Raw genomic sequence first — 22,904 nt, forward strand, 5'->3', positions numbered from 1 at the left:
TTTGTCTTAATTTAATTGAAATTCTTTTCTGAGTTTGTTCAGTTTGGTTTTCACAGAAGCATCCACTTGCTGGTCGCCCACTCTCAAAATATAACCTCCCAAAATCTCAGGATTGACGATGGATTTCACGTCGAATTTATGGTCATGATTCACCAAACTGGTTGATTTTAGGATGTTGTCGATATTTTCGCTGGAAAGCTGAGAAGCGGAAGTCAAAGTAATTCTTTGAACACCGTTCATATCTTCAACTTTGTTGATGAATTCCTGCGCGATGCTCTGCAAATGTCCTTCTCTTCCATGTTTGATCACCAACTGGATGAGGTTTTGTGTAACTGGGGAAAATCCTTTGAAAATCTCACCTGCAACCCCCACTTTTTTCTTCACGTCGATGATCGGCGAATTAAAGAAATTCTGCAATTCTTTTGAACCCGCGATGGTTTTCACAACGTCACCCATTTCAGCGAAAACGGAATTGGTATTTCCAATTTCCTGCGTGAAATTCAGTAAACCTTGGGCGTATCTTTTTGCTACTTTACCTGTAAGCATTTTTAGTTCAGATTAGTGTTGTTAAGAATATTTTCCACCAAAGCGTTTTGAGCGCCGTCATTGTCCAATTTCTGCTTCAAGATAGACTCTGCGATGTTTACAGAAAGTGTTCCGATTTGGCTCTTGATATCCGACATTGCTGCGGATTTTTCAGCCTGGATGGATTGCCTTGCCTGTTCAATCATTTTGTCTCCTTCTGCTTTTGCCAAGTCTTTTGCCTCACCCACGATTCTGTCCTTGATTTCTCTGGCTTCTTTCAAGATATTGTCTCTTTCCACTTTGGCTTCTCGGATGATGTTCTCGTTTTCTGCCTTCAAGTTTTGAACTTCCTGCTTGGCAAGTTTTGCCTGGTTCAAAGAATCCACGATCGTCACTTCTCTCTCGTTCAATGCATCAAGAATTGGTTTCCATGCGAATTTTTTCAAAACAAAAATAAGCACAATGAAAATCAGCGACTGAATGATAAATAAACCTGATGAAAAATTTTCTAATAATCCCATAATGAGTTATGATAATATATTGTAATTGTTTTTTAATTTTTTAAAAAATCATCTGCCGTAACCAACCGTTCCCGGCAGATGAAAGTTTTCAACTTCTTAGTTTACAGCGAATAAAGCAGCAAACGCAACTCCTTCTACAAGAGCAGCCGCGATCAACATCGCAGTTTGAAGTTTACCAAATTGTTCAGGTTGTCTAGCCATTCCTTCCAAAGCAGCAGCACCGATTTTACCGATACCGATACCTGTTCCGATTACAACTAAACCTGCACCAATGATTTTAGGCATTTCCATAATATATAATTTTAAAAAATTAGTTCTTTTTAATGACGATTTTTATAACGTCTGTCTGGTTGTTCCAGTTTTTCTTAATGAGTTGAAAGTCCTCCTTCTTCTCCTTCGTGTCCATGTTCTTCATTCGCCATTCCGAAATAAACCGCGGAAAGCATGGTGAAGATATACGCCTGAAGGAACGCTACCAAAACTTCCAGTAAATACAGCACGAAAGTAAGGAACGGGAACGCAACTCCGGCGATTACATTCTTAAATACATAGATCAATCCGATCAAACTCATCACGATTAAGTGTCCTGCAGACATATTTGCAAAGAGACGAATCAAAAGCGAGAATGGTTTGATGAACATTCCGATCACCTCAATCGGCATCATGATCAGTTTCATTGGCCATGGCAATCCCGGCATCCAGAAAATGTGTTGCCAGTAGTGCTTGTTCGCAGTAAATTGGGTGATGAAGAAAGTGATGATCGCTAATGCGAAAGTAATTGCAATATTTCCGGTAACATTGATCCCGAAAGGCATCAATCCAAATAAATTCAAAAATAAGATAAAGAAAAATACAGTCAACAAATAACTCATATATTTCTTGTAATTGTGGCCGATGTTGGGTTTGGCAATATCGTCTCTAATGAAAAGCACGATGGGTTCCATTAATTTACCTGCACCTGAAGGAACTAATGATTTTTTGTAATTTTTAGCCATAGAACCAAAAATCCACAACATCAAAAGTGCAGTTACGATGATCATCAGAACACTTTTGGTGAGAGAAAAATCCCAAACTTTTTCGTTGGTGGCATGGTGATGCTCGTCGAAGTTTAAGGTTCCGTCAGCGTTGGCCTTAAGAATTCTTTCATGGAAAAGGGCATATTTTGCACCATTGCTTTCCACGATTTCGTATTTATTTCCATGAGCATCGGTTGTTGGCTGGAACGCAGAACTCATCATCATGTGGAGTCCGTTTGCTTCATCATAAAAAATTACCGGAAGCGGAAAGCCGATGGGAGTTTCAGTACCGTCTGCATTTTTCTTTGCCAAAATGGTGAAACTGTGCCCGTCCAAAACGTGGTGTTGCTTGAACGCGTTCACTTCCTCCATTGATTTCTCTTTTTCAGAAAGCGGCGCTTTGGCTTCAGTTTCTTGCTGTGTTGCAGATGCTGCAGCAGTTTCGTGCTGTGCGTTTGCGATAGAAAATGTCGATAAAAAACCTAATACAAGTACTACTCTTTTCAGCATTGATATATCTTATTTTAAAGTTTTGCAAAAATAGGACAAATAATCATAATATGGAAATCAATTTTTGATGATTTTTTTCATTTTTAATTTTCCAGGAAACCATCAGAAATCATATTTAAAACAAGTGCTTAAAATGTTTCACGAAACAGAATGGCATGACGATTCATTGAACATTTGTCATGAACCATTAGAAAAAATTTCGAAAAACAAAATGATGAAAATTAGACGCCTTTCTTGTCTTCAGTATTTGGATCCAGATTCTCCTTGTTTGCATACTCGTTCTGAATCATTTTCACAGCATACAGCGTTTCGAGTAAAAGTGAAATCAGGTAAGGAATAATGAAGTGGACTTTGTAATTCGGAACCTCGCTCAGATGAAGCTTGTTCATCACCAAAAACATGATCATCAACTTGAACATCACCAAACCCATGAACGCAAATCCGATATAGGTGGGAAAAATATTTTTAATGATGGAAAGAATCGTGACCACCGTCACAAAAAGCAGGGTCAGGAAAAGATAATATTTAATGAAAGTCGGCTCAAAACCGATTTTCAGCCATTGCCAAATCCCGAAATGCACAAAGAACATCAAAAAATACAGTACAATATATAAGGTGTTACTTTTTATCTTCATTCTGGATATTTTTCAGTTGGTTTATTAAATTATAGAAGGCCAATCCCATCCCAAGCAAACCGATTCCGAGTGTCAAGAGATTACTTTCAATGCCAAAATGGTCGTTCAGTTTCTTTCCGCCCCAAAAAGCAAGCCCCATAGTGGCCAACATCTGGAAAACGATCCCGGAATAAACGCCATACTGCCGAAGACTGTTGCCTGCGAATTTTTTCTCGTCTTCCGGGGTGAAACCGTCTTTGTTTTGGCCGTTGTCGGACATTTTTTGTTTTTGCAAAAGTAGGGAATATATTTTTCCCACCGTAAACAGTCGATTTATCGCGTATCTAAAGAGTGTTGAGATCTGCAGAAATGGAAATACGATAAATTGCGCCATTCGTTTCGCCATACACCAATAAAAATATCATCGAATTTCCCTATTTTTGCAAATCTTAAACCATAAACAATGTTCAACAGTTTACAGGACAAATTAGATAAAGCCCTACACAATATTTCCGGGCGAGGAAAAATCACAGAAATCAACGTGGCGGAAACCGTTAAAGAAATCCGCCGTGCCTTGGTTGATGCCGATGTGAACTATAAAGTCGCGAAAGATTTAACCAAAAGAGTGCAGGACAAAGCATTAGGACAAAATGTGTTGACCAGCCTGACTCCGGGACAGTTGATGACCAAAATTGTTCACGACGAATTGGTGAACTTAATGGGCGGAACCCATGAAGGAATCAACCTTTCCGGAAAGCCATCCGTGATTTTGATTGCCGGACTTCAAGGTTCGGGTAAAACCACATTCTCGGGAAAACTGGCCAATTACCTTAAGCAAAAAAGAAATAAAAAACCACTTTTGGTGGCGTGCGATGTTTACAGACCTGCCGCGATTGACCAGCTGAAAATATTGGGTGAACAAACGGGAATTCCGGTTTATTCGGAAGAAGGCGCTACAAATCCTTCGGCGATTGCAGAAAATGCAGTGAAATTCGCCAAAACGAACAATCACGATGTGGTGATCGTGGATACTGCCGGTCGTTTGGCGATCGACGAACAGATGATGAACGAAATCAAATCCGTTCATTACTTCATCAAACCGGATGAAACCCTTTTCGTGGTGGATTCCATGACCGGGCAAGATGCCGTGAATACCGCAAAAGCATTCAATGAAGCACTGAATTTCGACGGGGTTGTTTTAACGAAATTAGATGGCGATACCAGAGGTGGTGCCGCTTTAACGATACGTTCCGTAGTAGAGAAACCCATCAAGTTCATTTCCACGGGTGAAAAAATGGAAGCGCTTGATGTGTTCTATCCGGAAAGAATGGCGGACAGAATCCTGGGAATGGGTGACGTGGTTTCCTTGGTTGAACGTGCACAGGAACAATTTGATGAGGAGGAAGCGAAAAAACTTCAAAAGAAAATCGCTAAAAACGAATTCGGTTTCGATGATTTCTTGAAGCAAATCAACCAAATCAAGAAGATGGGAAATATGAAGGATTTGATGGGAATGATTCCGGGCGTTGGAAAAGCGATCAAAGATATAGATATTCAGGATGACGCGTTCAAACACATTGAAGCCATCATTCACTCGATGACTCCGGAAGAAAGAAGGCGGCCATCGATCATCAATACCCAAAGAAAAAACCGCATCGCGAGAGGTGCCGGCAGAAAAATCGAAGATGTGAACCAACTGATGAAACAGTTCGAACAGATGGGGAAAATGATGAAGATGATGCAGGGACCGCAGGGAAAACAGATGATGGAAATGATGAGCAAGGGAATGCCGAAAATACCGGGAATGGGTGGAAATCTGTTTGGCAGGTAGGGATTTGATTGATCCCTTATCCAGATCTGAAATAGAAAAGACAAAAAATCCCGAATCATGAGATTCGGGATTTTTCGTTGATGGATGATTTTATTTTTATTTGAAAAACAAAGATACACCTGCGTTTACACCGAAAGTATCGATGGTAGTTTTCACCTTCGTAGATTCCACGGTTTCATTCGTAGTAAAACTATTGTAAGCTACTCCCAAATCCAAACCAACGTTAGAATTCAACAGATAAACCATTCCGCCTTTAGCTCCCCAAAGCAAACCTCCTTTAGTCGTTTCTTGATCATTGTAAAAATCGATTGAAGTTGCACTTCCATATCCAATTCCAGCTCCTAAATAAGGTTTCAATTTATTTGCTGTCGCAAAATAATAAGTCGCGTTGGGCAAAATTGCAAACATGGATTGTTTATCTTCATAATTTATACCAATTGAACTGTCTTTAAAAGTAGTTTTGGTAGAAGTATAACTTAAATCCACACCTACTGCCAGATTATTGATCACGAAATATCCAACACCCGGAGTGATTGAGAACGAAGTTACTTTAGGTCCGTCAATACTTTGCCCATTCGCACTGTACTTTGAAGTTGCAGAGTTGAAACCTACTCCCGTTTTACCGGATACAATCCAGCTTCCTTTCTCCATTTGTGCATTCATCGATGCGAAAAGTGCCAAAGCACCTACTAAAAATAATTTCTTCATAATTTTTTGTTAAAATTAGCCGCAAAAGTAATGATTTTACCCGACGTGAACACAGAAATTTCATAAAAAGATTGCGGTTTCAAAACTTGAGGCAAAAAAAACCGCCTCAATCACTGAGGCGGCATATTATTGATGTTATTGCTGTTAAATTATTTTACAAATTTATAAGCTAAACCTACCTGGAAAACATTGTTTTTAATTTTATCACCTCCGGCGTTATCTTTGGCGATATCGGTCATACCTGCTACATATCTTGCAGTAAGCCCTATCTGTGGCGTGAAGAAATAACCCGCACCTAAGCCGATACCGAAATCAAAAGAATTCGTAGAATCTTTAATACTTACGGTTTCACCGCCACCTTTCATATTTGCACTAAGCAAGAAACTGAATTCTGGACCAGCCTCCAAATAAAGATTAGGCAACGCATTGTATTGGAACATTACAGGAACACTCAGGTAATCCAAATTAAGAGTACCACTACCCCCACTTTCTTTTGCTCCTTTAGCATTGTAAAGCAATTCCGGCTGAATGCTGAAATTTTGTGCAAGCGGCGCATTCATTAAAGCACCTGCATAAAATGAAATTTTAGAAGTAGACCCCGACATGTTTGATAAGCTTGCCACGTTCATACCTGCCTTTAATCCAAATGTTTGAGCATTCATAGCTCCAAAAAGTGCCAAAGCACCAACTAAGAATAATTTTTTCATGTTTAAAAATTTTAATTGTTCCGCAAATATAAAATTTTTTTTTTATTCCACAAATAATACACCATTTTTTTTTCAATTTGTTCTTAATTACTATTAAAAAGATAACAAAAACATAATATGAGCTTAATGTGGAAATGTGGATAACTACTCGTCGCGCAATCTTTTCTCCTCTTTTCCGTATGCAGTAATGATTTTCCGAACCACCGGATGCCGCACCACGTCTTCTTCAGTAAGGTGCACAAAACCAATCTCTTCCACATCTTTCAGGATTCGCATGGCTTCTTTGAGTCCGGATTTCTGCTTCATAGGCAAATCCACCTGACTCGGATCACCAGTGATGATGAATTTCGCGTTCATCCCCATTCTGGTAAGGAACATCTTCATTTGGGAATGGGTTGTGTTTTGGGCTTCATCCAATATCACAAAGGCCTCATCCAAAGTTCTGCCCCTCATGAATGCAAGCGGCGCCACCTCGATCACCTTCTTTTCTATGTATCCTTCCAGTTTTTCATGCGGTATCATATCGCGGAGCGCATCATATAATGGCTGTAAATACGGATCCAGTTTTTCCTTCAGATCTCCGGGCAAGAATCCCAGACTCTCCCCTGCTTCCACGGCGGGTCTCGTCAAAATAATTCTTTTCACTTCCCGGTCCCTCAAAGCTCTCGCCGCCAAAGCGACACTGGTATAGGTTTTTCCGGTTCCCGCAGGTCCTATTGCAAAAACCATGTCTTTCACCTGGGATTCCTTCACCAGCTTCTTCAGATTCGTGGTTTTGGCCTTGATCACTTTTCCATTGACCCCTTTCACAATGATATCTTGGTCGAAAATCAATTGTTTTTCGCTTTCGTCCTTGACCCTAAGGATATTTTCAATGTCTTTTAAGGTAATGGAATTGTTTTTTGAGATAAAACCCACGATATCGTCAAGTTTAGTTTTAAGGATATCCAAAGTATCCTGGTTTCCCATCGCGAAAATGAAAAGGTCTCTTCCCGTGATTTTCAGCGTCGGAAAACTGGACTTAATCAGGTTAAAGTATTGATTATTGGGTCCGTAAAAGGTTTTTGAATTAATTCCGGTGATTTCGTAATTCAGTTCAAACATCGATCTTTTGATTGTTTAATATTTTGTTAAAAGTATCAAATTTATTTTGAATCTGAAGTTTTACTTTTCCACAATGGGGTGAAAAAATATTTTTTTGGGTTAAATTTGCCCCACTACTATTTTTTCGATGTCTGTCATTACGCTCACTTCCGATTATGGTCTCATAGATTACAGGGTTTCCGCTGTGAAAGGGAAGATTTTGTCCCTGAAAGAGGATATCCAGATTGTTGATATTTCACATGACATCCAAGCTTACGACCTTTTGCAGACCGCTTACATCGTGAGGAACGCCTACTCTTTTTTTCCGAAAGGAACCGTCCACATTATTTCCGTGGACAGTTTTTTTAACAAAAGCAGAAAATCTATCCTTTATAAAGCAGATGGTCATTATTTCATCGCAGCAGACAATGGCGTATTGAGCCTCATATTTTTTGATCAAAAACCGGAGGCGGTTTACGAAATCACTTTAAATAACAGGTTTGATGACGAAGTGACTTTCACCTCTACCGACATCTTTGTTCCAGTTGCAGTGCATCTTCAAAACGGTGGCTTGCCTGAAGTCATTGGAAGAAAGTTCAAATCACCGAAACAGCTGTCTTTTCCTAAACCCGTGTTTAATGAGAGCGAGCGCATGATCATCGGCGAAGTGATGTATGTGGACAATTTCGGGAACGTGGTTTCCAATATCAGCAAAAGTTTTTTCGAGAATTGCGGAATCGGATCCGAAAGATTCATCATTAAATTTAGGAATTTGGCACTTTCAAGAATCTATAACCGATATACCGAGCTGGTCGGCAATTGGCAAAAGGAGCATGAATACCACGGAAAGTCAGCAGCGATCTTCAACGATGCCGGATTGCTGGAACTGACCATCTACAAAGGAAACGCAAACAGTGGTGCGAAAACCCTTTTCGGCTTGAAGGTGGGTGAAAATATTTTCATTGAATTCCAATAATCTTTTTTTAAGGAAATCAAAAAGCCAGCTCTTCGCAAGCTGGCTCTCATTTTTATGGCAGTGATCTTATCTGATGATTTTCTTGGTAACCGTTTCGGAAGAGGTAGTCACACTGACCACGTAGGTTCCTCTCGGAACTTGCGAAAGGTCTAACTTCTCGGCATTACCTGCTAATTTGGAACTTGATTTCATCAGTTTTCCGGAGGCATCAAACACTTGATAAGAAATTATTTTGTTTTTTGAGGTGATGTTAAAAATTCCATTCGAATCCGTTTTAGCAATGATTACTCCGCTGTTTAGGTGATGCTCATCTGTTGCCAATGTGACACATTCAAAGGTAGCCTTCCAACCTGCTCCCACCACTGCCGGATCAGACAAGAAAGTAACCGTGATGGCTCCAGACGCATGAGTTGACTGAAAAGGACCCGGAATCGTGTTTCCGCTTATGTTGTTTCCACCGGCAAATTTCGGAGAAGCAGTAGAAGGTCCGTCATAAACGTTCATGAAATCGTAACCCTGCTCTGTGTCGAATTGGGTGAAAGTCAGTTTCATTTTATCTCCCGCATTGGTCGGGTAAAACGTTTTTGTCAAAGTCTGATTAGGGAAATAATTGGCATCCGGACCTCCGGGATCGGTGAACATTACTCCACTGCACCAGTTTGCATCGGTCAGCAGCATTTCTTCCATTTGGAATGCTTCCGGACCAGAACAGTCGGTAGTTCCCACCATGATTTTGTAGTAGGTACCCTCCTGAAGATTATTTACGGTAAATACTTTATTGGTAGTAGTTCCGTTTTGGATCACCGTTCCATCCATTTTTGCAACTCTGTATTTCCAGCTCGTTCCCGAATTATCCACAATGGTGGCGGTTGCAGAATTCGTGGTCACATTAGACAGATTAATTCCCGTTACGGTTTGCGGGCAACTTGTGATGCAATCTGTCCCTAAACAGCCACTTGCGTTCACTCTGTTACGGATCAACGCACCTGGTTGCGGCCCAAATCCATTTGCAAAATTAATTCCTACCGAGCCCACCAAATGGCAATAACTCATGATCGTTCCTCCCGTTGCAGTTGGGAGCGGACCATTGCAGCCTTCATTGTTTCCTGAGGCGGGACCACATCCGTCAATCGCAGTGTTGTTTCCGTTCCAGGCGCATGCATGGGTGTGCGGCGAACCGAGGTTATGCCCAATTTCATGGGTCATTGCCTCAATATTCCAGGAATAGGTGGGAACATTTTGATAAGCCTGGTTTACACCGGAATAAGAATATTTGTAACTGGTACAAAGCGCATCAACCCAAGCGATACTGGTGGTAGCAGGATTTCTCAGGAGCTGTGCCACATCTCCGTTGAAGCTTGTTCTGGTATTTCGGAATTGATTTAAAATATTTGATGGCGTACCGGAAAAAGGATCTGTTACAGTCCATACAAAAACCTGACTCAAAGCCACGGTGATCCCGTCATTGGCATAAAGCGTAGAAATATTGTTGTGCATCGCGGTCACCCAATTCACCGTAGCAGGCGTGCTGCTTCCATTTTGTGTGTAAGGTCCATAACCCGCTTCATAATAAATCCGCACGCAATTATCGGTTGCTTTAGTGGTCAGCATATTCGGATCAAAAACCGGCATTGATTTCTGGTTTTCTATCAATTCATCAGCACCGCAGACAAAAGGGTTTGAACCCTTTAGCTTTTGGTCATTATACACCACAAAATCCTGAGCGTCTTTCGCTTTAGCGATCACAATGTTTCCTATATTTTTAATGGAAGTCACCCCTATTACGTCATTGTCAAAGAAAGCAATTGCAACCAGGGATTCGTTGTCCCCTTTCACAATTCCATGGTAGTATGCTCCAGGTGAATAGTTTACAAATCCCTTGTCCGTATTGACTTTAAAATCATGCGTGAAAAAGTTGTTTCTTACCAAATCCACCGTAATGGTGCTTCCTTCAAATGGAAAATCCATCTGCATCGCTTCCGGTCTCTCAGTTGTGATTCTGTGGATTTCTGAGCCGGAAAGCTTCATCACGGTAATATCGTCCGCCGCGTTTTTATAAATCGCCAATTTCTGTGGAGACTGGTCAACCGAAAATGGGCTGAACTTCACGAAGGTCTTCTTTGCCAACTGGGCTTTCTTAACCTTTTGAGCAACCGGTTTCAAATCTTGAGAAAACCCGAAACCAAAAAATGCCAAACTTAGGCAAATCTGTAATATTCTTTTCATGTTCCTAATTTATTGATTTAAGCATTACAAAAAAAGTAAAAAAAAATGATATTTTATGGATATTTTCCATATTTAACTTTTCGCGGCAAGCCAACTTCCAAAAAAAATGGGCCGAAACTTTCGCTTCGGCCCAAAGGAATTTTTAAAAATTCAATTATTTGATAATCTTCTTCGTTACCGTTTCTTTTTCAGTAGAAACAGTCACCAAGTAAGTTCCCGCAGGATAATTAGACAGGTCCAGTTTCTCCTGGGCTGCAACAATTTTTGAAGAATTTTTCACGATTTTTCCAGAGGCATCGAACACCTGATAAGACAGCAGTTTATCTTTTGAAACAATGATAAACACTCCTTTGGAAGAAGTCTGTGCAATATTGACACCTGCAGTAAAAGTATTTTCTCCAGTTCCCAACGTCATGCATTCCAGATTGGCCTTCCAGCCTGGCTTGTTGATATTTGCGTTTGAAATAAATCTCAACGTGATCGCACCAGTGGCATGGGTGGAAGTGAACGGTCCAGGAATGGTAGTTCCGCTCCAAGTTGTCCCAAATCTAGGCGACGCAATATTTGGTCCATTGTAAATAATCAAATAATCCACAGATGGCTCTGTATCGAAATCAGTAAAAGTAATCTTAAGTTTGTCATTAGGATTATTCGGGTAATAAGTTTTTGTCCAGCTTTCACCATCGCTATAGTTCGCATTCTCACCGCCGGAATCAGTTGCCAAAACTCCCGAACACCAATCTGCATCAGTGTAAATGATCTGTCTGGCTACATATGCTTCCGGACCGGTACAAGGAGCGCTAACCGCGATGAAATAAAAAGTTCCTGGTTGCAGATTAACCAAATCAATTACTTTATTGGTCACAATTTTGTTATCCAATAAAGTTCCGTCACCTTTTGTGAGCGTGTATCTCCAGCTTGTTCCAGATGGATCGGTGATCGTGGCAGTAGCCGAATTGCTGGTAATATTTGTAACAGCAAACCCGGTAATTGTTTGTGCACATGCGGAAACACAGTCTGTCCCCAAACATCCGCTGGCGTTGATTCTGCTTCTGATTAAATCACCCGGTTGCGGTCCGAAACCATTAGCAAAATTAATTCCGACTGAACTCACAAGGTGGCAATAACTCATAATAGTTCCTCCAGTTCCTGTTGGAAGCGGACCGTTGCAACCTTCATTATTTCCGGAAGCCGGACCACAGCCGTCAATGGCAGTGTTATTTCCATTCCATTTGCAGGCATGGGTGTGAGGAGATCCCAAATTGTGCCCCATCTCATGCGTCATCGCTTCAATATTCCAGGAATAAGTCGGAACATTTGAATAACCAAAGTTGACCCCACAATAAGAATAGTTGGAATTAGTACAAAGTGTATTCAAATAAGCAATACTGGTCGTTGCCGGATTCCTCAACAATTGCGCGAGATCCCCGTTGAAAGTGGTTCTTGTTGATCGGAACTGTCCGAGAATCACATCCGGAGCACCTGAATACGGATCAGTTGTCGTCCAAACCATAACAGAACTTAGTGCAATTTTCACCCCGTCATTGGCATAAAGGGTGGAAATATTATTGTGCATTGCGGTTACCCAATTGGTTGCAGTAGTCACACTTGAACCATTTTGCTGGTAAGGACCGTAACCAACTTCGTAGTAAATCCTTACGCAGTTATCGGTTAATAATGCCTTTGACGCCATATTGGGATCATAGGAAATCCCCGCATTTTGGTTTTCCGGAAGATCATCTGCACCACAGGTAAATGGATTGGTCCCCTTCAGTTTTTGGTCATTGTAAGAAACATAATCTTCTGAATTCTTAGTTTTTCCTAAAATGATGTTTCCCACGTCTTTGATAGAAGTGACCCCCATCACTTCGTCATGGAAGAAACTCACTGCAACCAAAGATTCGTTGTCACCTTTCACAATTCCCTGATAATAAACACCTGGCGTGTAATTTGCGGCGCCTTTTTCAGTAGTGACTGCAAAATCATTAGTCAGAATATAATTTCTAACCAGTTCCAGGGTAATTGTTTTTCCCTCGAACGGAAAACTCATCTCCAAAGCTTCCGGCTTTTCCAAATTCACTCGCTGAACTTCGGACTTGTTTAGCTGCAACACGGTAATGTCTTCTGCCGCCGCTCTATATTGCGCCATTTTCTGCGGAGAAGCATCTGTTTTAAACAGATTATACTTTACAAACGTCTTTTTTGCCGTTTGTGAATTCTTGACTTTTTGTGCAACCGGCTTCAAATTCTGCGAAAATCCCACAGAAAAAATTGCCAAGCTGAAACAAATTTGGAAAATTCTTTTCATAATTAGTAAACTTAAAATATATTTTATCAGTCCACAAAAAAACTAAAAAAATTTGAGATTATCGACCTCATTTGAGAATTTAACAAAACGAAATAACCATTAAGAGCAAACTTCACTTCAACAGTTCAGCAAAACCGTTATCTTTGCAATCAAATTCTCCGAATGCTGTATTCTATAATAAAAGCCGTCCACATCATTTTCATGGTCAGCTATTTTGCAGGAATTTTTTACCTGGTCAGGATTTTTGTCTATTATAAAGATACCGACGTTTTTGAAGAAAACAAGAAGAAAATTCTCCGTGAGCAATATGTTTTCATGGCGAGAAGACTGTGGAATATCATCACCGTTCCCGCAGGAATCATCATGCTTTTAAGCGGGCTCACTTTGATCTTTTTAAATTTTGGCTTAATGAGGACTCCGTGGTTTCTCCTGAAACTGACCTTTTTGATCGGACTTGGAATTTACCACTTCTGGTGCTGGAAAAAAGTCCTACAAATCAAAAAATTAGACGGAAATGTTTTGCCGATCGAAAACATCAAACTTCGGCAGGCGAACGAAATCGCGACCTTTATTCTGTTTTTGGTCGTTTTTACGGTGATTTTAAAATCGATGGCAATCGAATACTGGTGGCAATTAATCGCCGGATTTTTCGTTCTGGTAATTTTAATAATGATGACCGTGAAACTGGTCAATAAAAATAAAAAATAAAAAATCGGAATTTCAAGGGAATATGCATTAGGATTTCCCACTTCGCGCTATGATTGCAATTTTTAAAAAAGAACTTTGGAGCTATTTCGGAAACTGGAGTGCGTGGCTCATCATCGCCGCATTCAGTTTGATCGGCACACTTTTCCTGTTTTTCTTCGAAAACGACTCCAATATTTTCGAGATCGGAACGGCAAGTCTGCAAAGCTATTTCGTGCTTGTTCCCTGGTTGCTGATGTTCATCATTCCGGCAGTTTCCATGAAAACTTTGGCAGAGGAACAGCAATCTGGAACATTGAGCTGGCTATTTTCGCAGCCGGTAAAGGTTTCGCAGATCGTGACCGGAAAATTCCTTTCGGTTTGGCTGGTCGGAATCTTGTGTCTGCTTCCTTCGCTCGTTTACCTTTATACGGTCTATGTTTTAGGGGTTCCCGAAGGAAATATCGATTTGGGCGCAACTTTGGGAAGCTACTTCGGGTTGGTCGTTTTGACGGCAGCTTTTTCAGCCGTTGGGATTTTGGCCTCTTCCCTTTCACAAAATCAAATTATGGCTTATTTGCTGGGCGTTTTCTTTTGCTTTTTCTTTTATTTCGGGATGGAGCAACTGGCGAGCTACAAGCTTTTGGGCGGTGCGGATTATCTGCTTTCAAACCTTGGCTTTTACCAGCACTTTTTAGCTTTCACCAGAGGTTTGATCGATTCCCGCGATGTTTTCTATTTCCTTTTAGTAATTGGAATTTGCCTTTTTGGGGCTAAAGTTTTTGTGGAAAAGAAAAAGTAACCATTTAAGAAATGAACAAAAAAAATATCAGCTATATTGTTTTAGCAATCGTTTTGATACTGGGCGTTTTCGGAGTATTTTCGAAACGTTTTGACCTCACTCAGGAAAAAAGATATACGCTTTCTGAATCCACGGTGAAAATTTTAGAATCCGTGAAAAAACCTTTAACAGTAGATGTTTACTTGGAAGGCGATTTCCCGGCAAGTTTCCGCCAGTTGCAAAACGAGACAAAATTCATGCTAGAGGAATTCCGGAAAATCAATCCGAAAATCGACTTCAAATTTATTGATCCCATCAAAACAAAAATGTCGAAAGACACCTTGATGGCAATGGGAATGCAACCTTCGATTCTTCCCGACATGAAAGACGGCAAGATTTCGGAAATCGTGATGTTTCCTTATGCGGCGATCAGATACAATTCTTATGGAACCTCAATTCCTCTGATCATCAATCAAAGCGGAATCGACGCTTCCGAACAGCTGAGCAAATCCATTGAAAATCTGGAGTACAACTTCGCTTCTACCATCAAATCACTTACCGAAGAACACAAGAAAAACATTGGAATACTGATCAATCAGGAGGAACTTCGTCCCGACCATTTTCAGGGCTTCATGCAAATGGCGCTGGAAAATTATAACGCAGGTCCCATAATTCCCGCCAACCAAAAAGAACTTTCTTTGGCAGATGTTCCCAAACTGAGGAAAATGGATGCACTCGTCATCGCAAAACCCAGGAAAGCGTTTACCGATGGGGAAAAAGTAATCCTGGACCAATACATCATGAATGGCGGAAAAACTTTGTGGATGATCGATGCCGTGAATGCGGAAATGGATACGCTTTTCCAATCCAAAAAGATTATGGCTTATCCAATGGACCTCAATCTAGGCGATTTCTTTTTTAATTATGGTTTAAGGATCAATCCCGGTTTGGTGAAGGATATGAAAAAATCCGCACTCATCCGGATCGTCTCCGGTGAAGTGGCCGGAAATCCGCAATACAGCAGTTTTCTTTGGCCCTATTTCCCGCTGGGAATTGCGGAGACCAAGAATCCAATCACCAAAAACATCAATCCCGTGAAATTCGAGTTTCCCACTTCCATCGATACGCTGGGAAGGAAAAACATCAAAACCAACGTGCTTTTCGAGTCCAGTGAAAGAACCAGCATCAAACAAGTTCCCAATCTGGTTGCGCTGACTGAAATTGTGCGCACCGACTCCATCGGCGAAATGGAAAAACCCACCACACCGAAGATTTTTGCGGTAAGTTTGCAGGGAAAATTCAATTCCGCCTACGCCAACAGAAGCGAAAGAAGCAATTATCCAAATTTCAAGTCCCAAAGTCCGGAGAACAAAATGATCGTAATTGCAGACGGCGATGTGGGAAGAAACCAGATCTACAAGGGAAATCCGCTTCCGCTCGGTGAAGATTTGCTGACCAAGCAAACTTACGGCAACGAACAATTTTTGAGAAACTGTCTGGATTTTCTTTTGGATGATTCCAACTTGATGGAACTTAGAAACCGAAATATTGAAGCCAGACTTCTGGACAGAAACCGAATTGAGGACGAAAAAAGCGATTGGCAATGGTTTAACCTGCTTCTTCCGATCGCATTAATCGCTGCTTTGGGAGGATTTTTTTATTGGTTGAGAAAGAAAAGGTTTGCTTCGCAGTAAGTTTCCGTTCGCAGTTCAAACTCCGTATTTCCCATTTCAAACGTCTTTAATAAAGTCTTCATATTCCCGAAAGAATCGTTCAAAGCCATCCATTTTGGCCACAAAAAATTCAAAGATTTCCCGCCAGGAATTTTTGTTGAGGATAGAAACTTTTTCCTTGGTCACCCAGATCCTGGAAATCAGCTTTCCGTTTTCCAAAGTGTAAAATTCATCTTTTTGGATGTCGCCCACTTCGTCCATCAGCAGATTTTCCAGCGACCATATCTTTTCGTAATAGGCATTCCGGAAGATTTCGTCCTTCATCTCAATATCGATGGAAACCTCCGCCTTTTTGGAATCCGCATAAAACTTGAAAGAAAAATCCTTGATTTTGGTATCATACAAAATCCACTTCCGGGGAAAACTCTTCCCGAAAGCAGTCCAAAATTCAGTCCTTAATTTTTGGGCTTCTTCTTTTGAAAACATTTTTTGAATTGCGATTTACGAAAATTGATTTTTTAGAACAGAGGAAACTTCAAATAAAAGGATTTTAAAAATCATATTTAATGGTCTAAAAAATCCAAATTACCAATCCTCCGACTTCTAATGGGCTTCCAACCAATTATCCCCCACTCCCAATTCCACCAGCAAAGGAACTTTGGTGCTGAATGCGGATTCCATTTCGGTTTTGATGAGTTCTTTAGCGATTTCCACTTCCTCAGTCGGCGCTTCGAAAACGAGTTCGTCATGAACCTGAAGAAGCATTTTGGTCTTCAGATTTTTTTCGGCCAGTTTTTTGTCGATATTGATCATCGCTATTTTAATGACATCCGCTGCGGAACCTTGAACCGGCGCATTGACCGCGATTCTTTCCGCCAATCCTCTCACCACGAAATTGGCTGAATTGATGTCTTTCAAATGGCGTTTTCTCTTCAGAATCGTCTCCACGTAACCCAGTTCTCTGGCACGTTTCACCTGTTCCGCCATCCATTCCTTGAGTTTAGGGTAAGTAGCGAAATAGTTTTCAATCATCTGCTTTGCCTCGGTTCTGGAAAGCCCGGTTTGATCGGCAAGTCCAAACGCGCCCTGTCCGTAAATGATCCCGAAATTTACCGTTTTTGCTTGGGAACGCTGTGTTTTGGTGACTTCATTTAATGGAACGTGAAATAGCTTAGAAGCAGTGGATGCGTGAATATCTTCCCCATTTTGGAATGCCTGAATCATGTGTTCCTCGTTGGAGATTTCCGCAATTAACCGAAGTTCAATCTGAGAATAGTCGGCAGAAATAATCTTGTTTCCGGCATTTGCCTTAAATGCGCCTCGAATTTGCTGCCCCCGTTTCGTTCGGATCGGTATATTCTGAAGGTTTGGATTCACACTCGCCAATCTCCCAGTTGCAGCGGTGGTTTGCGAGAAGTTCGTGTGTACCCGGTGATCATTTTTGTCAATCTGGTTCGGCAATGCGTCCACATAAGTTGATTTGAGTTTTTGGTAAGTGCGGTATTCCAGAATGAGCGGAATCACCTCATGTTTGGAAGAAAGTTTCTGCAAAACATCTTCAGAAGTGGCATACTGACCGGTTTTTGTCTTTTTGGCTTTCGGGTCGAGTTTCATTTTGTCGAATAGGATTTCACCCAGCTGTCTTGGCGAATTCATGTTGAATTCTTCACCGGCAAACTCAAAGATTTTGGTTTCCAATTCCTTCAGGTCGTTCTCCAAATCGACACTTTCTTTTTCCAGCCAATCTTTATCCAGGGAAATTCCTTCCAGTTCCATTTTTGCCAAAACTATGGATAAAGGCATCTCGATTTTAAAAAACAAATCTTCAAGATGCTCTTTTTTCAATTGTGGCGCAAAAAGTTCGTAAAGCTGAAAAGTCACATCCGCGTCTTCGCCGGCATATCCGGTTTGCTCCTCCACCGAAACGGCACGGAGCGTTTTCTGGTTTTTTCCTTTACCAATAAGGGTTTCAATGGGTACAGGTTTGTAGTTCAGGTACATTTCGGAAAGATAGTCCATTCCGTGTCTTCCGTCCGGATTCAGCAGATAGTGTGCAATCATGGTGTCAAAAATGGCTCCACTCACTTCTATTCCATACTTTTTCAGGATCTTGTAGTCATATTTTAAGTTGTGCGCAATCTTCACGATTTCCTGCTTCTCGAAAAAAGGCCTGAAAATTTCAAGCGTTGCCAAGACTTCATCCCGATTTTCTGAGAACGGAATGTAATAAGCCAAACCTTTTTTGTAAGAAAAACTCATTCCGATCAATTCTGCTTCCATTTCGTTCAAAGAAGTGGTTTCAGTATCGAAGCAGACCGCTTGCTGGGCGAGAAGGTCTTCCACTAAAATGCGCTGTGCTTTCGGTGAATCTATATAATGATACAGGTGGTCATTGTTTTCGATGGTGGATTTCGTGGTCGTGGCATGTTCCAATTCCTCGAAATTGGCGAACAAATCCAGTTGCACTGCTCCGCTTTTGTCTTCAGGTTTTTTGTCGTATCGGGTGATTTTGTTTGGATCCGTGGTTTCTTCACCATTCGAAGAACCGTTTCCGTTCGCATATTCCCCTGTACTTGCGAATGCACGGTAAAGGTTTTCATATAACCTGCGGAATTCAATTTCATCAAAAACCTCTTTCACCTTTTCAAAATCGGGGGTTTCCAAATCGTACTGCTCCTGATGAAACTCAATGGGAGCATCGCACAGGATGGTTGCCAGTTTTTTCGATAGTATTCCCCGTTCTGCAGAGTTTTCAACCTTCTCTTTCAGTTTTCCCTTCAGTTGGTGGGTATTTGCCAACAGGTTTTCAATGGAGCCGTATTCTTTCAGGAATTTCATGGCGGTTTTCTCTCCAACGCCTTCCAATCCGGGAATATTATCTACTGCATCACCCATCATTGCCAGAAAATCGATGACCTGTTTCGGATCTTCTATCTCATATTTTGCCTTCACTTCATCAACTCCCAAGATTTCAAATTCGGCGCCTTTTAAACCGGGTTTATAAATTTTGATTTTGTCGGTGACCAACTGTGCGAAATCCTTATCCGGAGTCACCATATAGGTCATGTAGTTTTCCTTTTCCGCTTTGCAGGCGATGGTTCCGATCACGTCATCCGCTTCGTAACCTTCCACACCGAGGATTGGGATATGCATTGCCTCCAAAATCCGGTGAATATAGGGAACGGCAATCTTGATCGCTTCCGGAGTTTCGCTGCGATTGGCTTTGTATTCTGCAAAATCCACAGTTCTCACATTTGCTTTACCCACGTCGAAAACGACCGCCAGGTGAGAAGGTTTCTGCTTCCGAATCAGCTCAATCAAAGAATTGGTGAAACCAAAAATCGCGGAAGTGTCGATTCCGGTACTGGTCACTCTCGGATTTCTGATGAGTGCGTAATAGCCGCGAAAAATCATCGCATACGCGTCGATGAGAAACAGGCGTTTGTCGTTGTTGTCGTGTGTCATAACAACAAAGATAATGTTTTTGGATGGAAACCTAAACTTGAAAGAGGAATGTTTTGCGAGAGGGATTGCAGCGGAAATCCCGCAGTGGCGAAGGCCTTTGGAATGGCACGAGGAATTGCAGCGAAAAGCCCGACCCGAGGTGTGGGAAAAGCGGTGGAGAGGGACTCGCCCAAAATTACCACCTGACGATTTCAGCTAAAATCTAAGTATTGCTTCTTTTGACAATGACTTTTAGGGCCAAAGTGGAGAAAAATCCGCCCAGCAAAAATCCCATTCCGGCTCCCATCAGAATATCCAGCGGGAAATGAACACCGAGATAAATCCGGCTGTAGGAAACCACAATTGCCCAGAAATAAAGGATATACGGAAGAAATCTGTATTTCCTGAAAAGCAGCATGCTCATGAAAGTGGCGATAAAAAATGTATTGGAAGCGTGACTGGAATAAAAGCCGAATTGTCCGCCGCACTGTACGGAGCGCATCAAATGTTCTAAGCTCGGGTCGTGACAAGGTCTCAATCTGCCGATTCCAGATTTAAAGATTCCGGCGAGCTGGTCTGAAACAGTGACTCCGATGGCGACAAAAATCAGCATGAAAACCAAATTGCGGAGCTTGTAGTTTTTATAGAGCAGATAGAGGAAAATAATGTAGAGCGGGATCCAGATCCAGGTTCCGGAGACCATGGTCCAAAATCGGTCAAAAGGTTCGCTCCCCAAATTGTTGAGGAGGAGGAATATTTTTTTGTCTTCGGTGATGATTTCGTGCATAGCGCTATTTGATTTTGACTTAAAAAAAGTACTGCGTATCAATAACGCAAAGTTGACTTGCTATTCTTCATATCGTAAGTGTGCAAAGTTTGATCTGCAAGCAGATTTGATGAAGCTATCGGTTGAATTTTTCTATAAAATGATGTTTTCGTTTTTGGTTTATCGTATTCTTTGTTTATCTAAAATGAGCGAAGCGTCCTACTTGCCTGCTGCAAACAGGGTTAAGCTTAAAAACATAACAAAATTCAAAAAAAACTTTGTTTGGCTTTGCAAGAATTTTTTATCGAAATAGACACCAAGAAAATTTTACTATTTAACTTGATATCTAATAAGCGCAAAGGCACTTCGTTTAAAAAGACACGCAAAAAAAATCTCCGGGGTCAAATGAATTCAGCAACCGCAAGAACTATCTGCTTACCGGTCCTTCGTGTTGGTCATTTTCGGCGAGGTTTTCTTTGGGTTCCGCAGGTTTTGCGGCCTCTTTGTCCAGCTCGCTCATGGGATTGTAATCTTTTGCGGCCTGCTTCACCTTGTCGATTTCGCGCTTGATTTCCGAGACGGGATTATCGGTTTCTTTCAGGATTTCAGTTTTCACGTCTTCCATCGCGCCGCGCATTTTACGCACGCCCGCTCCCAAATCGCGCGCAATTTGCGGCAGTTTGTCCGGACCGAATAAAACTACGATTGCCACGGCAATCAAAAGCATTTCACCTAAACTTAGTTCCATGACGCAAAATTACGAAAGTTTATCAAACAGCATTTGTTCTCGCACTTAAATTCTTATTAAAAGTTTTTTTGATGAAAATTAATGCGGTGGGCAAAAAAATGGATAGATTTACTTTTTGAATGGCTCAAAGTCAGAAACTTTTTGGAACAGGGGAAAAGTTGCGAGGTTTTGTTCAACCGGCTTTAAGTCTTTTTTTTGCTAAGGAATCGGTGATTGTTAATTCATTTGGCTTTGCAGAACCTAAAAGTTTCCTTTTCTTCGGATAAGAAGACCTGAAGCGCAGCCGAACTGAGCGAAGCTAAAGCTTAGGTATTAGCTTCAGCCAGAATAGCAATTATTTATTATTCATTGATATGGGAATCAACATCCATTTGTTGATGTAAAATTCTAATAATTTCTATTTTTTCCTCTTTCAAATTAATTCTATAAAAAATGAAATGTGATTTTAAACGACTACGAAAATATCCTTTTCTAATTTCATTATAATCTTTCCCTGATTTGGGATTTTCTGAAATGTATTCGATTTCATTGATAATCAAATCGTAATAATAATCGGCTTGTTCTTTTGACCATTCTTCAAATGTATAAAGCCAAATATTTTCTAAATCGATTTCTGCTAACTTGCTGATTTTGTATTTCATTATTCAGCAGAATATTTTTTATGTAAATTCTCTTTAAATGTTTCTCTATTGAAATCCGTGGAAAATCCGGATTTTTCTCCTTTTTTAAGTTCTTTTATTATTTCTTTTTTTTTAGTTTCCTCATGTTCAAACATTCTTAAAGCTGTTCTTACAACTTCACTTGCGGAAGAATATTTTCCTGTTTTAATTTGAGAATTGATAAAATTGTCGAAATAATCGCCCAATAAGATCGAAGTATTTTTAGCCATGACTTTATAATTAAATTTCTAAAAACAAATATACCAAGTTTTGGTATTTTAGCCAAATTTATTTTTCTTCCTTTTGATCTTCTTGATCTGATTTATCAAGTTCGGGAGTGGCCATAACTCGTGAAACAAACCAAACAGTATCTTTTTTACTTTTAAACGTTCGCCTCGTGACGACTATTCCAGCAATATAAAATATCAGAACTTTAATAGAGTATTAGTCAAAAATATCTTTTAGATTCTTTATTGCAAAATCTGTCCAAATAATTTTCATTGATTACCAATTTGCAGATATTTTTTCAATTTCTTCTTGCGTTTTGAAACTTCCATTTTTAAAATCATCTTCTGATTTTTCAATTCGAGAAATCAATTCATCAACTGTAAATGGTTTGAGTTCAGAATCTTCATTTTTTGCTTTTCTTAAAATGTAATTCTCTATTTTTTCAAAGAAATTTTCATCCTGAAGTTGAGCAAGATAAGTTATTAAATGCAATTTTCGAGTTTGCAAATCCATAATTCAAAATTTAACCAAATATACAAATTTTTGACTCAATTTCTATGGGTATCGAATTTTTGTAGGATTCTGAGTAATGCTTTTTATTTATACTAATAATCAGATTGTTATAAAATCAAAACTCTCATTAGTCAAACCAAATTAAGTGATTTGTTTTTAATTTCTTTATGTTGTAATAGTTTTTTTCTCATCCAGGAAAAGCAAAGTGAAAAAAGAGATATATCCTTAAAATTTTTAAAAAAAAACGCAATTTAAGTACGGTTCCCCCCCCACTTTCAGCACTAAAAAAGCAGTTCTTCCAAAAAAACTGCCTTTATATGCTGAATTCTAAAAACGATATCCCCATAAGAGGACCAAAATGCCGCCGAAAAGCTACCGGAGCT

At 40.4% G+C, this 22,904-nt stretch carries 24 protein-coding genes; 6 read left to right on the top strand and 18 right to left on the bottom strand.

The window, feature by feature from the left end:
* Positions 1-6: 6 nt before the first annotated feature.
* The 6 genes from atpH to ACM44_RS01105 all read right to left on the bottom strand — a co-directional run bounded on the left by atpH (position 7) and on the right by ACM44_RS01105 (position 3,466).
* Positions 7-546 (bottom strand): ATP synthase F1 subunit delta, encoded by a 540-nt coding sequence (gene atpH, locus ACM44_RS01080; protein WP_048498242.1) that lies wholly within the window; start codon positions 544-546, stop codon positions 7-9.
* Positions 547-548: 2 nt separating this feature from the next.
* The gene (gene atpF / locus ACM44_RS01085; RefSeq protein ID WP_048498243.1) at positions 549-1,046 is read right to left on the bottom strand and encodes a F0F1 ATP synthase subunit B; all 498 of its coding nucleotides are present in this window, start codon (positions 1,044-1,046) and stop codon (positions 549-551) included.
* A 96-nt stretch (positions 1,047-1,142) separates the two neighbouring features.
* Positions 1,143-1,337, bottom strand: coding sequence for an ATP synthase F0 subunit C (gene atpE, locus ACM44_RS01090; RefSeq protein ID WP_048498244.1), 195 nt, complete (start codon positions 1,335-1,337; stop codon positions 1,143-1,145).
* A gap of 74 nt (positions 1,338-1,411) precedes the next feature.
* Positions 1,412-2,572: a F0F1 ATP synthase subunit A gene (atpB, locus tag ACM44_RS01095; RefSeq protein WP_048498245.1), complete on the bottom strand. Its 1,161-nt coding sequence runs from the start codon at positions 2,570-2,572 to the stop codon at positions 1,412-1,414.
* A gap of 221 nt (positions 2,573-2,793) precedes the next feature.
* Positions 2,794-3,207, bottom strand: coding sequence for a hypothetical protein (locus ACM44_RS01100; RefSeq protein WP_048498246.1), 414 nt, complete (start codon positions 3,205-3,207; stop codon positions 2,794-2,796).
* A complete protein-coding gene (locus ACM44_RS01105) occupies positions 3,191-3,466 on the bottom strand; it encodes an AtpZ/AtpI family protein (protein WP_160303944.1) in 276 nt (91 codons plus the stop codon). Before ACM44_RS01105 ends, ACM44_RS01100 begins: the two co-directional genes overlap by 17 nt.
* A gap of 183 nt (positions 3,467-3,649) precedes the next feature.
* On the opposite strand from ACM44_RS01105, the gene ffh reads away from it, so the two are divergent.
* Positions 3,650-5,017, top strand: coding sequence for a signal recognition particle protein (gene ffh / locus ACM44_RS01110; protein ID WP_048498248.1), 1,368 nt, complete (start codon positions 3,650-3,652; stop codon positions 5,015-5,017).
* A gap of 96 nt (positions 5,018-5,113) precedes the next feature.
* Here the strand turns inward: ffh and ACM44_RS01115 are convergent, their stop codons facing one another.
* The 3 genes from ACM44_RS01115 to ACM44_RS01125 all read right to left on the bottom strand — a co-directional run bounded on the left by ACM44_RS01115 (position 5,114) and on the right by ACM44_RS01125 (position 7,536).
* Positions 5,114-5,725: an OmpW family outer membrane protein gene (locus tag ACM44_RS01115; protein WP_048498249.1), complete on the bottom strand. Its 612-nt coding sequence runs from the start codon at positions 5,723-5,725 to the stop codon at positions 5,114-5,116.
* A gap of 149 nt (positions 5,726-5,874) precedes the next feature.
* On the bottom strand, positions 5,875-6,432 hold the full coding sequence (locus ACM44_RS01120; protein WP_048498250.1) for a porin family protein: 558 nt from the start codon (positions 6,430-6,432) through the stop codon (positions 5,875-5,877).
* Between the two features lie 144 nt (positions 6,433-6,576).
* Positions 6,577-7,536, bottom strand: a complete 960-nt coding sequence (locus tag ACM44_RS01125) for a PhoH family protein (RefSeq protein WP_048498251.1) — start codon at positions 7,534-7,536, stop codon at positions 6,577-6,579.
* A gap of 127 nt (positions 7,537-7,663) precedes the next feature.
* Here ACM44_RS01125 and ACM44_RS01130 point away from each other — a divergent pair, with 127 nt between their 5' ends.
* Positions 7,664-8,491, top strand: coding sequence for an SAM hydrolase/SAM-dependent halogenase family protein (locus ACM44_RS01130; RefSeq protein WP_048498252.1), 828 nt, complete (start codon positions 7,664-7,666; stop codon positions 8,489-8,491).
* A gap of 66 nt (positions 8,492-8,557) precedes the next feature.
* Here ACM44_RS01130 and ACM44_RS01135 read toward each other — a convergent pair whose 3' ends face one another.
* Entirely contained in the window at positions 8,558-10,717 is a 2,160-nt protein-coding gene (locus ACM44_RS01135; protein WP_048498253.1) for a M12 family metallo-peptidase, read from the bottom strand.
* A 154-nt stretch (positions 10,718-10,871) separates the two neighbouring features.
* Positions 10,872-13,025 carry a M12 family metallo-peptidase gene (locus ACM44_RS01140; protein WP_048498254.1) on the bottom strand — a complete coding sequence of 718 codons (2,154 nt, stop codon included), beginning with the start codon at positions 13,023-13,025 and terminating at the stop codon, positions 10,872-10,874.
* Between the two features lie 162 nt (positions 13,026-13,187).
* Between ACM44_RS01140 and ACM44_RS01145 the strand changes: the two genes are divergently transcribed.
* From ACM44_RS01145 to gldG, 3 genes are read left to right on the top strand one after another with little or no spacing between them, the layout of a single operon-like run.
* Positions 13,188-13,733, top strand: coding sequence for a CopD family protein (locus ACM44_RS01145; RefSeq protein WP_048498255.1), 546 nt, complete (start codon positions 13,188-13,190; stop codon positions 13,731-13,733).
* A 49-nt stretch (positions 13,734-13,782) separates the two neighbouring features.
* The gene (locus tag ACM44_RS01150) at positions 13,783-14,511 is read left to right on the top strand and encodes an ABC transporter permease (RefSeq protein ID WP_048498256.1); all 729 of its coding nucleotides are present in this window, start codon (positions 13,783-13,785) and stop codon (positions 14,509-14,511) included.
* Between the two features lie 11 nt (positions 14,512-14,522).
* Positions 14,523-16,184, top strand: coding sequence for a gliding motility-associated ABC transporter substrate-binding protein GldG (gene gldG / locus ACM44_RS01155; protein WP_048498257.1), 1,662 nt, complete (start codon positions 14,523-14,525; stop codon positions 16,182-16,184).
* A gap of 36 nt (positions 16,185-16,220) precedes the next feature.
* On the opposite strand, the gene ACM44_RS01160 is transcribed toward gldG, so the two are convergent.
* Positions 16,221-16,649, bottom strand: coding sequence for a DUF4268 domain-containing protein (locus tag ACM44_RS01160; protein WP_048498258.1), 429 nt, complete (start codon positions 16,647-16,649; stop codon positions 16,221-16,223).
* Positions 16,650-16,766: 117 nt separating this feature from the next.
* Complete coding sequence (gene polA / locus ACM44_RS01165; RefSeq protein WP_048498259.1) at positions 16,767-19,628, bottom strand: DNA polymerase I; 2,862 nt, start codon at positions 19,626-19,628, stop codon at positions 16,767-16,769.
* A gap of 48 nt (positions 19,629-19,676) precedes the next feature.
* On the opposite strand from polA, the gene ACM44_RS15305 reads away from it, so the two are divergent.
* Entirely contained in the window at positions 19,677-19,814 is a 138-nt protein-coding gene (locus tag ACM44_RS15305) for a hypothetical protein (RefSeq protein WP_160303946.1), read from the top strand.
* A gap of 16 nt (positions 19,815-19,830) precedes the next feature.
* On the opposite strand, the gene ACM44_RS01175 is transcribed toward ACM44_RS15305, so the two are convergent.
* The 5 genes from ACM44_RS01175 to ACM44_RS01200 all read right to left on the bottom strand — a co-directional run bounded on the left by ACM44_RS01175 (position 19,831) and on the right by ACM44_RS01200 (position 22,521).
* Positions 19,831-20,394 carry a phosphatase PAP2 family protein gene (locus ACM44_RS01175; RefSeq protein ID WP_048498261.1) on the bottom strand — a complete coding sequence of 188 codons (564 nt, stop codon included), beginning with the start codon at positions 20,392-20,394 and terminating at the stop codon, positions 19,831-19,833.
* Positions 20,395-20,800: 406 nt separating this feature from the next.
* Positions 20,801-21,121: a Sec-independent protein translocase subunit TatA/TatB gene (locus ACM44_RS01185; RefSeq protein WP_048498263.1), complete on the bottom strand. Its 321-nt coding sequence runs from the start codon at positions 21,119-21,121 to the stop codon at positions 20,801-20,803.
* A gap of 341 nt (positions 21,122-21,462) precedes the next feature.
* Entirely contained in the window at positions 21,463-21,762 is a 300-nt protein-coding gene (locus ACM44_RS01190; protein WP_048498264.1) for a type II toxin-antitoxin system RelE/ParE family toxin, read from the bottom strand.
* Positions 21,762-22,010, bottom strand: a complete 249-nt coding sequence (locus tag ACM44_RS01195) for a type II toxin-antitoxin system ParD family antitoxin (RefSeq protein WP_048498265.1) — start codon at positions 22,008-22,010, stop codon at positions 21,762-21,764. Before ACM44_RS01195 ends, ACM44_RS01190 begins: the two co-directional genes overlap by 1 nt.
* A 274-nt stretch (positions 22,011-22,284) precedes the next feature.
* Positions 22,285-22,521, bottom strand: a complete 237-nt coding sequence (locus tag ACM44_RS01200) for a hypothetical protein (RefSeq protein ID WP_048498266.1) — start codon at positions 22,519-22,521, stop codon at positions 22,285-22,287.
* Positions 22,522-22,904 lie beyond the last annotated feature (383 nt).

Source organism: Chryseobacterium koreense CCUG 49689, assembly GCF_001045435.1.
Taxonomy (GTDB): Bacteria; Bacteroidota; Bacteroidia; order Flavobacteriales; family Weeksellaceae; genus Kaistella; species Kaistella koreensis.